This is a genomic window from Pseudomonas sp. LLC-1 (assembly GCF_002992185.1).
In the GTDB taxonomy this organism is placed as follows: domain Bacteria; phylum Pseudomonadota; class Gammaproteobacteria; order Pseudomonadales; family Pseudomonadaceae; genus Aquipseudomonas; species Aquipseudomonas monteilii.
Window position 1 is genome coordinate 210,753 of record NZ_LUVY01000017.1, and the last position, 12,726, is coordinate 223,478.

Below are 12,726 nucleotides of genomic sequence, written 5' to 3' on the forward strand. Positions count from 1 at the left end.
ATGAAGCACTTGAAGCCCCTGAACAACAAGGCGCGCATCCTCGAACAGGCCGCTGCCGAAGACCGCGTCGAAGAAGTCATGGCCATGAGTGCAGTGGCCGGCTGTACGGCCACCACCGACCCGGGTTGGGAAGTGGACGCCTTTGGTGGCGTGAGCTCGCTGTGCCAGCCGATGGAAGCCGACCTGTATGGCTGCTCCGACCCTTGCTGGTGGCCGGCCCAGGTGCCGGACATGATGAGCACCTATCAGGACTGGAACGCCCAGGCCACCAACTCGGCGGATGACTGGCGCAACCTCGGCACTGTGTTCCCGAAAGACAAGTGACCGGCCCAACAAGAATGACAAGGGGAAACCGCATGAAAGCTGGACGCTGCGCGCCACTCGCGCTCACCATCGCCGCCATGGCGTGTACCGGCCTGGCACAGGCCGACGATACCGGGCCGGCACTGAAGGCTGGCCACGAATACATGATCGTGACCAACTACCCGAACAACCTGCATGTAGTCGATGTGGCCACTGATACGGTGTACAAGAGCTGCGTCATGCCCGACAAGTTCGGCCCCGGCACCGCAATGATGGCGCCGGACAACCGCACCGCCTACGTGTTGAACAACCACTACGGCGACATCTACGGCATCGACCTGGACACCTGCAAGAACACCTTCCACGCCAACCTGTCCAGTGTGGCGGGTGAAGTGGGCCGGTCGATGTACTCGTTCGCCATCAGCCCCGACGGCAAGGAAGTGTACGCCACGGTCAACCCGACCCAGATGCTGAACGACCACTACGTGGTCAAGCCGCCACGGCTTGAGGTGTTCAGTACCGGCGATGGCCTGCAGGCCAAGCCGATACGTACCTTCCCGATGCCGCGCCAGGTATACCTGATGCGCGCCGCCGACGATGGCACCTTGTATTTTGCCGGGCCGGATATTTACAAGATGGACGTGAAGACCGGCAAGCATTCGGTGGCCTTGCCGCTGCGCAACTGGAACCGCAAAGGCTACAGCGCCCCGGACGTGCTGTACTTCTGGCCGCACCAGAACCCGCGCCACGAGTTCTCGATGTTGTACACCATTGCCAAGTTCAAGGATGCCAAGCAGGACCCGAACGAGGCCGAGCTGTTGTATGGCTACCTGAGCGTCGACCTGAAGACCGGCAAGACCCACACCCAGGAGTTTGCCGACCTGACCGAGTTGTATTTCACCGGCTTGCGTTCGCCCAAGGACCCGAACCAGATCTACGGCGTGCTCAACCGCCTGGCCAAGTACGACATCAAGCAGCGCAAGCTGATCAAGGCGGCTAATCTGGAGCACACCTATTACTGCGTCACGTTCGACAAGAAGGGCGACAAGCTGTACCTGGGCGGCACCTTCAACGACCTGGCGGTGTTCAACCCCGAGACGCTGGAGAAGGTGAAGAACATTAAGTTGCCGGGTGGTGACATGTCGACCACGACGCCGCAGGTGTTCATCCGTTAAACCAGTGTTGGCTTCATCGCCGGCAAGCCAGCTCCCACAAGGTCACCACAGTCAGTGAGACTTGCGCAGTACCTGTGGGAGCTGGCTTGCCGGCGATAGGGCCGGCCCAGACAATACAAAAACAACAAGAGAACGCCCATGCCCCAGCCAAGCTACTCCCAGGGCAACCAGGACAAAGCCCTGCTCAGCCAATGCATCGGTGATGCCTTCGACACCACCGTCGCCCGCTTCCCCGACCGCGAAGCCCTTGTGGTCCGCCACCAGGCCCTGCGCTACACCTGGCAGCAACTGGCTGAGGCCGTCGACCAGCACGCCCGAGCCCTGATGGCCTTGGGCGTGCAACCCGGCGACCGCCTGGGCATCTGGGCACCCAACTGCGCCGAGTGGTGCATCACCCAGTTCGCCAGTGCCAAGGTCGGCGCGATCCTGGTCAATATCAACCCGGCCTACCGCTCCAGCGAGCTGGATTACGCCCTCGGCCAGTCCGGCTGCCGCTGGGTGATCTGCGCCGACGCGTTCAAGACCTCCGACTACCACGCCATGCTGCTGGGCCTGGTGCCTGGCCTGAGCACAGGCCAGCCGGGGGCGCTGATCTGCGAGCGCTTCCCGGAGCTGCGCGGCGTGGTCAGCCTGGCGGCCGCACCACCACCAGGCTTTCTGGCCTGGCATGAATTGCAGGCCCGTGCCGATGCAATCAGCCGTGAGGCCCTGGCCGAGCGCCAGGCGCAACTGCACTGCGACGACCCGATCAACATCCAGTACACCTCGGGTACCACCGGTTTCCCCAAGGGCGCGACCCTCAGCCACAGCAACATCCTCAACAACGGGTACATGGTCGGCGAAAGCCTGGGCCTGACCGAACACGACCGGCTGGTGGTGCCGGTGCCGCTTTACCACTGTTTCGGCATGGTCATGGCCAACCTTGGCTGCATGACCCACGGCAGCACCCTGATCTACCCCAACGATGCCTTCGACCCACTGGCCACGCTACGCGCTGTGGCAGAGGAAAAGGCGACCGCGCTGTATGGCGTGCCGACCATGTTCATCGCCGAACTGGACCACCCGCAACGCGCGGAATTCGACCTGTCGAGCCTGCGCACCGGGATCATGGCCGGTGCCACCTGCCCGATCGAGGTGATGCGCCGGGTGATCGGCGAAATGCACATGGCCGAGGTGCAGATTGCCTACGGCATGACCGAGACCAGCCCGGTGTCATTGCAGACCGGGCCGGACGATGACCTGGAGCGCCGTGTGACCAGTGTCGGCCGCACCCAGCCACGGCTGGAGAACAAGGTGGTCGACGTTGACGGCAACACCGTGCCGCGTGGCGAGATAGGCGAGCTGTGTACCCGTGGCTACAGCGTGATGCTCGGTTACTGGAACAACCCCAAGGCCACCGCAGAAAGCATTGATGGTGAAGGCTGGATGCACACCGGCGACCTGGCGGTGATGGACGAGCAGGGCTATGTGCGCATTGTCGGGCGCAGCAAGGACATGATCATTCGTGGCGGCGAAAACATCTACCCGCGTGAGCTGGAAGAGTTCTTCTTTACCCACCCGGCGGTGGCCGATGTGCAGGTGATTGGCGTGCCGTGCAGCAAGTATGGTGAGGAGATCGTGGCTTGGGTGCGGCTGCACCCGGAGCATACCGCCAGTGAGGATGAGCTGCGTGAGTGGGCGAGGGCGCGGATTGCGCACTTCAAGGTGCCCCGGTATTTCCGCTTTGTCGACGAGTTTCCGATGACGGTGACGGGCAAGGTGCAGAAGTTCAGGATGCGAGAGATCAGTGTCGAGGAGTTGTCCTCCCGATAACCGTTGCCCCTCAGCTACGCGGACCCTTGTAGGAGCGGCCTTGTGTCGCGAAAGGGCTGCAAAGCAGCCCCGGCAATTTATGCATCGATTCTGAAATCCTGGGGCCGCTCTGCGGCCCTTTCGCGACACAAGGCCGCTCCTACAATGACCGCGCCATGTGCTTAGTTTTGCAACAGTTCCGGGTTGTTGAAGTTGCTTAGCCGGGGATCATTTTCGGCACATTCCAGCCCCTGAACCGCCTCGCGCAGCAGTGCCTTTTGCAAACTCCGCTCACCCGTCATCCAGGCCTGCTCCAGCACTGGCAGCACCCGCCGTGGCAGCACGCTGAACATCGGCTGCCAATACCCGCCTTGGCGCACCATCGCCGCGCTGTCATTCGCCACCGCCAACCGCAGCAGATCCTCGATCAACGCACGGTCAACCTTCGGCGCATCGCATGCCAGCACCACCACCCACTCATGCCGCGCCACCTTGAGCCCGGTAATCACCCCCGCCAGCGGCCCGGGGAAGTCCGCCTCGGCATCGCCCACCAACTGGTCGGCATACGCCCGGTAGGCCTCCTGGTTGCGGTTGCAGGAAATCACCAGGTCGTCGCTCAATGGCCGCACCACCCGCTGCACATGCGCCACCAACGGCTCGCCCTTCCAGTCGATCAGCCCCTTGTCACGGCCGCCCATGCGCTGGCCACGGCCGCCGGCAAGGATGAGGGTGGAGCAGGGGGGGAGTGAGCGATAGCCACGATACAACGCTTGTACCTCTGGGTCGTCCAGGCTTTCATACCTGATGTTCTCTTTATCCAGTCCATCCAGCCCTTTGATAGCGCCCAGGACGTCTGGCCATTGCTTTCTGTCAGAGAGCTTCACCAAAAACGGTTTCAGATACTGATCAAGATGGCCCTTCGAAGGCTGATTGATTTCAGCACTCAGGGCTGCGAGGTAGTCGTCCTTGGTGGTACGAGACCAATCGATGGCAAAGCCGGCCCGATGACATAGCTCCATGAAAACCAGCAGTATCGTTCGGCCGTTACCATCCAGAAAGGGGTGAGCATCTGCCAGCAACCCAAGTACCTCACCCGGGTGCTGCTTGAGCCTTTGCTGGTCTTGGCCTAATTTCAGTGCGTGGGATGTCCAGTGCCGGATCTGGTCGGGTGGACAGAAAACAGTATGGCGAGGATCGCTATCCGTTCCCTTGAATACCGCAAGCCTCGGTGCCAGCTCGGCGCGGTCCTTACCAGCCCAGGGGTAGAAATCCGCAAACAGGAGATGATGCAGCTCAAGCAGGGTTTGGTAGGTAATGTGCCGACAGCTCGACAGCAGGGAAATGGCGTCTTCCAGGCTGGATTCAAACGCCAGATGCTCCATTTTCTTGATTTGAGCGGGGTCTTTCAGCTTGAAGACATTGCGCAAGTAGCCTGCGGTTTCAAAATCGTCGAATGGATCGAACATCATGCGCTGATCTTTTGCCCAGCGTCATGGCCAGACAACTCGTTCAGATAGCATGCTTCCAGCTCAAGTATCTGTCGCTTGGTGAGAATGCCTTTCTTCTTGAGCGCAACCAGCATTCTCTCGATGTCATCAAGATTGACGACATCACCCGCCAGGTTGGTAATGGTCGTTGCCAGATCACTGAAACGATCCTTCTCGCTGGTTACACCATGCTGTTTGGCAAGTTCCAGGACCTGGCATTTGATGCTGGCATCGCGGGCTTGTGTCATTTCAGCTCCTCCACCGATGCCAGCAATATTAACATACCCACTTTTACCCGTGCGGCTGCTCGGCTTGGCCGGCGCTTGCCACGCCTTCATGTTCAATAGCAGCGTTGCCACGCCCCGCCAGCCGCATCACCACCACAAAGAACACCGGCACAAACACCACCGCCAAGGTGGCGCTGAGCATGCCGCCGATCACCCCGGTACCGATGGCCTGCTGGCTGGCCGAGCTGGCGCCGCTGGCGATGGCCAGCGGTACCACGCCGAGGATGAATGCCAGCGAGGTCATCACGATGGGGCGCAGGCGCAGGCGGGCGGCCTGCACCGCAGCGTCGACGGCATCCACGCCCTGGTCGACCAGGTGCTTGGCGAACTCGATGATCAGGATGGCGTTTTTCGCCGACAGACCGATCAGGGTAATCAGGCCAACCTTGAAGAACACGTCATTGGGCATGCCGCGCAGGGTAACGGCCAGCACCGCACCCAGTACGCCGAGGGGCACCACCAGCAGCACGGCGGTGGGAATCGACCAGCTTTCGTACAGCGCTGCCAGGCACAGGAACACCACCAGCAACGACAGCGCCATCAGCATCGGTGCCTGGCTGCCGGACAAGCGTTCCTGCAGCGACAGCCCCGTCCATTCCAGGCCGGCTCCAGGCGGCAACTGGGCGACCAGGCGCTCGACTTCCGCCATCGCCTCGCCCGAGCTGTAGCCTGCTGCCGGTTCGCCGGAAATCGACACCGCCGGGTAGCCGTTGTAACGGGTCAGCTGCACCGGCCCGCTGACCCACTTGGCCTGGACGAACGCGCTCAGTGGCACCATCTTGCCGCTGCTATTGCGCACGTGGATTTTCAGCAAGTCTTCGACCTGGCTACGCTGGTCGCCTTCGGCCTGCACCACCACCCGCTGCATGCGGCCCTGGTTGGGGAAGTCGTTGACATAGCTGGAGCCCACCGCCACGTCCAGCACCGAGCCGATATCGGCAAACGAAACGCCCAGGGCATTGGCCTGGCGGCGGTCGATTTCCAGTTGCACCTGCGGGCTTTCGGCCAGCGATGCTTCACGCACGTTGGTCAATACCTTGCTTTTGCCGGCATTGGCCAGCAGCGTGTCGCGGGCAGCCATCAACTCGGCGTGCCCCATGCCGCCACGGTCCTGCAGGCGGAATTCGAAGCCGGTAGACTCGCCCAGGCCGTCGATAGGCGGCGGCAGCACGGCATAGGCCACAGCGTCCTTGAGCTGGGTGAAGGCCATGGTCGCGCGGTCGGCAATCGACTGGGCGCTGTCGTCGGCACCACGCTCGGACCAGTCCTTGAGCGTGGTGAATGCCAGTGCTGCGTTCTGCCCGCTACCCGAGAAGCTGAAACCCAGGATCAGCGTGGTGTTGCCTACGCCCGCTTCGTCGGCGTTATGCGCCTCGATCTGCGCGGCCACCTGTTCGGTGCGCATGCGGCTGGCGCCGGGTGGCAGCTGAATGTCGGTAATGGTGTAGCCCTGGTCTTCGGTGGGCAGGAACGCCGTGGGCAACTGGCTGAAACCGTAGCCCAGCACCGCCAGCAGCACCGCGTACACCAGCAGGTAGCGGCCGCTGCGCTTGAGCGCCTGCATCACCCAGCGTTGGTAGCCATTGCTCAGGCTTTCGAAGCGGCGGTTGAACCAGCCGAAGAAGCCTTTGCGCTCATGGAGCTCACCCTTGGCGACCGGTTTTAGCAAGGTGGCGCACAGCGCCGGGGTGAGGCTGAGGGCCAGGAATGCCGAGAACAGGATCGACACCGCCATCGACACCGAGAACTGCTGGTAGATCACCCCCACCGAACCTTGCATGAAAGCCATGGGCAGGAACACCGCCACCAGCACCAGGGTGATGCCGACGATCGCGCCGCTGATCTGGCCCATGGCCTTGCGCGTGGCCTCTTTGGGCGGCAGGCCTTCTTCGGCCATGATGCGTTCGACGTTTTCCACCACCACGATGGCGTCGTCGACCAAGATGCCGATGGCCAGCACCATGCCGAACAGGGTCAGCACGTTGACGGAGAAACCCATGGCCAGCATGACCGCGAAGGTGCCCATTAGCGCCACCGGCACCACCAGAGTCGGGATCAACGTATAGCGCAGGTTCTGCAGGAACAGGAACATCACTGCGAACACCAGCAGCATGGCTTCGAACAGGGTGTTGATGACCTGCTCGATCGACACCTTGACGAACGGCGAGGTGTCGTAGGGGATGTCGTACTTGACGCCTTCCGGGAAGTAGCGCGCCAGGTCCTGCATTTTCGCCCGCACCAGGGTGGCGGTTTCCATGGCGTTGGCCCCCGGCGACAGCTGCACACTGAACGCGGTGGCCGGCTTGCCGTTCAGGCGGGTGCCGTACTGGTATTCCTGGGCGCCGATCTCGACCCGGGCGACGTCACCGACAGTGACCGTGGAACCGTCCGGGTTGGCGCGCAGGACGATGGCGCTGAACTCTTCCGGTGTGCTGAGCTGGCCTTTGACCACCACGTTGGCGGTGATTTCCTGGGTGCCGCGGGTGGGCAGGTCGCCAATGCTGCCGGGCGCGACCTGGGCGTTCTGCGCGGCGATGGCCTCGGCCACGTCGTTAGGCGTGAGGTTGAAGCCGATCAGCTTGCGCGGGTCGATCCAGATGCGCATGGCGCGTTCCGAACCGTACAGCTGGGCTTTACCGACGCCCTTGAGGCGGCGGATTTCGTCCATCACGTTGCGCGCGAGAATGTCCGACAGCGCGGTTTCGTCGAGTTTGCCATCTTCGGAGGTGAGGGTGGCCAGCAGCAGGAAACCGGTAGACACCTTTTCTACCTGCAGACCCTGCTGGGTGACCGGGCGCGGCAGGCGCGACTCGACCACCTTCAGGCGGTTCTGCACGTCAACCTGGGCCAGGTCCGGGTTGGTGCCCGGGGCGAAGGTGGCGGTGATGGTGGCGCTGCCCAGGCTGCTTTGCGACTCGAAGTACAGCAGGTTGTCGGCGCCGTTGAGCTCCTGCTCGATCAGGCTGACCACGCTTTCGTCCATGGTCGCGGCGGAGGCGCCTGGGTACACGGCGTAGATTTCCACCTGCGGCGGGGCCACGTTCGGGTACTGGGCCACCGGCAGCTGCGGGATGGCCAGCGCGCCGGCCAACAGGATGAACAGTGCGACCACCCAGGCGAACACCGGGCGGTCGATGAAGAATTGCGGCATGAATCAGGCCCTCACTGGCCGGTGTGCTGTGCGATGGGCGCTGTGCCCGTTGCGTTGTCGACCTGCACCTGGTCACCGGCCTTGACGTGTTGCAGGCCTTCGACCACCACCTGCTCGCCTGGCGTCAGGCCTTCGCTGACGACCCAGCGATCACCCTGGGCGCTGCCGAGCACCACCTGGCGGTCGCTGACCCGGGCCTGCGCGTCGACCACCAGCACCTTGGGCACGCCGGCACTGTCGCGCAGAATGGCCCGCTGCGGCACGCTCAGGCCTTTGGGCTGTACGGCCTGCTCCAGGCGCACACGCACATAGCTGCCGGGCAGCAGGTCAAGGTCCGGGTTGGGGAACTCGCTGCGCAGGGTGATCTGGTTGGTGCTGGGGTCGACGCTGATATCGGAGAACAGCAGCTTGCCTGGCAGCGGGTAGGCACTGCCATCGTCCTGGATCAGCGTGGCGCGGGCCTGGCCGTCGCCCACCTGCTGCAGCTCGCCTGCGCGCAAGGCGCGGCGCAAGGCGTTGAGCTCGCGGGTGGACTGGGTGACGTCGGCATGGATCGGGTCCAGCTGCTGGATGGTCGCCAGCGGCGTACTTTCGTTTTGCCCGACCAGGGCGCCTTCGGTGACCTGGGCACGGCCGATACGGCCGGAAATCGGCGCGGTTACCGTGGCGTAGCCGAGGTTCAGGCGGGTGCGCTCCAGGGCGGCCTTGGCGGCAGCCACGTCGGCGTCGGCCTGCAGGAAGCTGGCCTTGGCGTTGTCGTATTCCTGGCGGCTGACGGCCTTGTCGTCGACCAGCTCGCGGTAGCGCTGCTCTTGCAGGCGTGCCTGGTACAGGGTGGCCTCGGCCTTGGCCAGGGTGGCCCGGGCACTGTCGTGGTCGGCCTTGAATGGCGCCGGGTCGATCAGGAACAGCACATCGCCTTGCTTGACGTCACTGCCTTCGCGGTAGACGCGTTTGAGTACCACGCCCGCGACCCGTGCGCGCACTTCGGCGGTGCGCGGTGCCAGGATGCGGCCGCTGAGTTCGCTGCTTATTGCCAACGGCTGCAATTGCAGGGTTTCCACCCGCACCTGCGGGGTAGGGGCCTTTTCGTCTTGCTCGGCGCTGTCGCCACAGCCAGCCAGGGACAAGCTCAGAAACGCCAGAAGCGCCACTGGGCGCAGGCGAGGGGGGAAGGTAGTAGGCATGCGGATCTTCCGATGATGACCGGGTATATGCTACGGCAGCTGTTGCACTGACGGCTGTTAATACCTGTAGGGTGAGTGTGAAAAAGTGTGAAGATCAATCCTCCGGGCCGGTAGGGTTATATATTCTGCGTACACCTGTACCCAGATTCCCAAGCACCTATGCCGAATATTTTCCTGGTCGAAGACGACAGCGCCCTGTCCGAACTGATCGCCAGCTACCTGCAACGCAACGACTTTCATGTCCAGGTGATCGCCCGGGGCGACCATGTGCTGGACGAGTACCGCCGACAAAAGCCGGACCTGGTCATCCTCGACCTGATGCTGCCGGGCATCGACGGCCTGCAACTGTGCCGCTTGCTGCGCCAGGAGTCGCAGAGCCTGCCCATCCTGATGCTGACGGCCCGTGATGACAGCCATGACCAGGTATTGGGCCTGGAAATGGGGGCCGATGATTACGTGACCAAACCCTGTGAACCACGCGTGCTGCTGGCCCGGGTGCGTACGCTGCTGCGTCGTAGCAGCATCAATGAGCCGCGCCTGGACAACGACCTGATCCTGATCGGGGGGCTGCGCATCGACCTGGCCGAGCGCACGGTCAGCTGGCGCGGCGAAGAAGTGGAGCTGTCCAGCGGTGAGTACAACCTGCTGGTGGTGCTGGCGCGTAATGCGGGCGAGGTGATGAACCGCGACCGTATCCTGCAACAACTGCGGGGTATCGAGTTCAATGGCACCGATCGCTCCGTGGACGTGGCCATCTCCAAACTGAGGCGCAAGTTCGACGATAACGCCGGCGAAGCGCGCAAGATCAAGACCGTGTGGGGCAAGGGTTACCTGTTCAGCCGTGTCGAGTGGGAGTGCTGATCGACCATGCTCAAGATCCTGGTGCGGCTGTACCTGGTGATCATCGTTGCCTACGCCGGTGCGTTGCTGTTCATCCCCGACACCATTGTCGGCCTGTTCCGCGACCGCTTCATGGCCTACAACCTGGACCAGGCCAAGGGCGTGCAGGCGTTGATCGTGCGCCAGTTCCGCCAGGCCCCGCGCGAGCAGTGGCCAGCCGTGGAGCAAGAACTGGCCAGTGATTTCGCGCCGCTGGAATTGCAACTGCTGCGCATGGACCAGGCCGGTCTGAGCGATGAAGAACAGGCGCGCCTGGAGCATGGTTTGTACGCGGTGCGGATTGCCGAGTGGGGCTACTACGAAACAGTGCTGGCACCGCTGGACAAGGAATGGCTGGTGCGCCTGCACTCACCGCCAGACCCGCTGGACATCAACGTGTTGTCGTGGGGGGTGACCGTGCTGATCGGTGCGGCCATGCTGGGGTGCCTGCTGCTTTGGGTATGGCCGCACTGGCGCGACTTGGAGCGCCTGAAGGAGACCGCTCGGCGCCTGGGCCAGGGTCAGATGGCCGAACGTACGCATATTTCGCCGCATTCCAACATTGGTGAGTTGGCTGGTGTGTTCGACACCATGGCCAGCGACCTGGAGCGCCACGTCAACCAGCAGCGCGAGCTGCTAAATGCAGTGTCGCACGAATTGCGCACACCCCTGACCCGGCTGGATTTCGGCCTGGTATTGCTGTTCGACGAAGTGCCGCCGGCCAGCCGCAAACGCCTGCTGGAACTGGTGGGGCATGTGCGTGAGCTGGATGAACTGGTGCTGGAACTGCTGTCCTACAGCCGGCTGTACAATGCCGACCAGGCCCGCGAGCGGGTCGAAGTATCGTTGCTGGAGCTGGTCGACAGCGTGCTCGGTGGTTTTGCCGAGGAACTCGATGGCCGGGGTATCCGGTGGGAAGTGCAGGCCGAGGGTAATCTGCCCCGGTTCGTGCTGGACCCGCGCTTGACGGCGCGTGCGGTGCAGAACCTGGTGCGCAATGCCATGCGTTATTGCGATGAAAGCCTGTTGTTGCGCCTGCGGCTGGAGGGCGATGGCGCCTGCCTGCTGACCGTGGAGGATGACGGCATTGGCATACCGGTTGAGGAGCGCGAGCGGATTTTCCAACCGTTCTACCGCCTGGACCGCAGCCGCGATCGCAACACCGGCGGGTTTGGCCTTGGGTTGGCGATCAGCCGGCGAGCAATCGAGGGGCAGGGCGGGACCTTGACGGTGGCGCAATCGGCGCTGGGTGGTGCGCAGTTCAGGATTCGGCTGCCAGCCGGGTAGTCCACAACACAAACCGGTCCTTGCCCGTGTGCTTGGCTTCATACAGCGCCTGGTCAGCCTTGATAAGCGCCATGGTCAACGTATCGCCCGCGTTCACCTGCGCCAGGCCAATACTGATGGTTACCGGGTGTGTGCCTGCATCTTCACGTACTCTGCGTACCAATGCCTCTACCTGCTGTTCAGCACTTTGCTGGTCCAGCCCCTCAAGAAAAATGGCAAATTCCTCACCGCCCAATCGGGCAAACCCGGAATCGGCCATGGCAGCCTTGATGTGCAGTGCCACGCGTCTGAGCACTTCATCACCCACGTCGTGGCCAAAACGGTCATTGACCTTCTTGAAGTTGTCGATGTCGACCATCGCCAGATACTGCCCGGGCGTCGCCAGTTTCAATTGCTGCTCTGTTTTGGCCATGAACGAGCGGCGGTTGGGGATTTCGGTCAGGGCGTCGACATAAGCCTGCTCAAGCAGCACCTTCGACAGGTAGAAGTTGTGCAGTTTGGCCTTGCGGATTTGCAGGTAGCTGTAGCTCACCAGGCCGCTGAGGAAAATGGCGTAGCTGATGAGCATGGCGCCTTCGAGGGCGTCCGGTTCAATGCGCGTGTGGTAGAAGGGGTTGAGCATCACCCAGGTGATGACCATGGCGCAGAAGAACGACCAGCGCCGCACCGGCTGCACCGACACGGCATACAGCACGGTGGAGACGCCGAGCACCAGCCACACCGGGCGCAGGGCTACCGGGATGCCTTCGATCACCAGGCGCATGCCCAAGGTGATGACGGCAATGAACAGCAGGTTGAGCACGTCGAAGTGATGGCTGCGGCGTGTGAAGTGCAGCACGATGGTCAGGCAGCCCAGCAGGGCGATGAACAGGTAGGACAGCCAGGTGAAACCCTGGCCGCCGAGGAAGCTGACGATCAGGTCGAAGACCAGCCAGATCAGGATACTGATGCAGAACACCAGCAGGCAGAACGGGCGCATGGACTCGAATTCGTGCTGGCGGAATTCGGCGCGCAGGGCGGCGGGGGCGACCTGCTGGCGTACGTGTGCTTCGATGGTCTTGAACATCGGGGGCTCCTGGGAGTACTGCTTTGCCAGGCCCGGCCCTATCGCCGGCAGGCCAGCTCCCACAGGGACCCTACAGTGCCTGAAATCTGTGCGGTCCTGTGGGAGCTGGCTTG

At 62.8% G+C, this 12,726-nt stretch carries 10 protein-coding genes and 1 pseudogene; 5 read left to right on the forward strand and 6 right to left on the reverse strand.

Annotated elements, in window-relative coordinates; genetic code table 11:
- The 3 genes from qhpC (at position 1) to A0O30_RS19460 (ending at position 3,290) form a co-directional block, all read left to right on the forward strand.
- Positions 1-324 carry a quinohemoprotein amine dehydrogenase subunit gamma gene (qhpC, locus tag A0O30_RS19445; protein WP_012272119.1) on the forward strand — a complete coding sequence of 108 codons (324 nt, stop codon included), beginning with the start codon at positions 1-3 and terminating at the stop codon, positions 322-324.
- Positions 325-356: 32 nt separating this feature from the next.
- A complete protein-coding gene (peaD, locus tag A0O30_RS19450; RefSeq protein ID WP_105947594.1) occupies positions 357-1,478 on the forward strand; it encodes a quinohemoprotein amine dehydrogenase subunit beta in 1,122 nt (373 codons plus the stop codon).
- Between the two features lie 138 nt (positions 1,479-1,616).
- Positions 1,617-3,290: a fatty acid CoA ligase family protein gene (locus A0O30_RS19460; protein WP_105947595.1), complete on the forward strand. Its 1,674-nt coding sequence runs from the start codon at positions 1,617-1,619 to the stop codon at positions 3,288-3,290.
- 161 nt (positions 3,291-3,451) lie between these two features.
- Here A0O30_RS19460 and mobA read toward each other — a convergent pair whose 3' ends face one another.
- From mobA to A0O30_RS19480, 5 genes and pseudogenes are all read right to left on the reverse strand, one after another.
- A complete protein-coding gene (gene mobA, locus A0O30_RS27880) occupies positions 3,452-4,036 on the reverse strand; it encodes a molybdenum cofactor guanylyltransferase MobA (RefSeq protein ID WP_177410298.1) in 585 nt (194 codons plus the stop codon).
- 261 nt (positions 4,037-4,297) lie between these two features.
- Positions 4,298-4,738, reverse strand: a pseudogene (locus A0O30_RS28240) (Fic family protein); the annotation flags it as partial.
- Positions 4,735-5,004, reverse strand: a complete 270-nt coding sequence (locus A0O30_RS19470) for a hypothetical protein (RefSeq protein ID WP_105947597.1) — start codon at positions 5,002-5,004, stop codon at positions 4,735-4,737. The pseudogene A0O30_RS28240 and the gene A0O30_RS19470, both read right to left, overlap by 4 nt.
- A gap of 43 nt (positions 5,005-5,047) precedes the next feature.
- The gene (locus A0O30_RS19475; protein WP_105947598.1) at positions 5,048-8,194 is read right to left on the reverse strand and encodes an efflux RND transporter permease subunit; all 3,147 of its coding nucleotides are present in this window, start codon (positions 8,192-8,194) and stop codon (positions 5,048-5,050) included.
- A gap of 11 nt (positions 8,195-8,205) precedes the next feature.
- On the reverse strand, positions 8,206-9,381 hold the full coding sequence (locus tag A0O30_RS19480; protein ID WP_105947599.1) for an efflux RND transporter periplasmic adaptor subunit: 1,176 nt from the start codon (positions 9,379-9,381) through the stop codon (positions 8,206-8,208).
- A gap of 159 nt (positions 9,382-9,540) precedes the next feature.
- On the opposite strand from A0O30_RS19480, the gene A0O30_RS19485 reads away from it, so the two are divergent.
- Both A0O30_RS19485 and A0O30_RS19490 read left to right on the forward strand, forming a co-directional pair.
- Positions 9,541-10,242: a response regulator transcription factor gene (locus tag A0O30_RS19485; RefSeq protein WP_060710034.1), complete on the forward strand. Its 702-nt coding sequence runs from the start codon at positions 9,541-9,543 to the stop codon at positions 10,240-10,242.
- 6 nt (positions 10,243-10,248) lie between these two features.
- The gene (locus A0O30_RS19490; protein ID WP_104834661.1) at positions 10,249-11,547 is read left to right on the forward strand and encodes an ATP-binding protein; all 1,299 of its coding nucleotides are present in this window, start codon (positions 10,249-10,251) and stop codon (positions 11,545-11,547) included.
- Here A0O30_RS19490 and A0O30_RS19495 read toward each other — a convergent pair.
- Positions 11,522-12,613 (reverse strand): diguanylate cyclase, encoded by a 1,092-nt coding sequence (locus tag A0O30_RS19495; RefSeq protein WP_105947600.1) that lies wholly within the window; start codon positions 12,611-12,613, stop codon positions 11,522-11,524. The genes A0O30_RS19490 and A0O30_RS19495 overlap by 26 nt on opposite strands.
- Between the last annotated feature and the right edge of the window lie 113 nt (positions 12,614-12,726).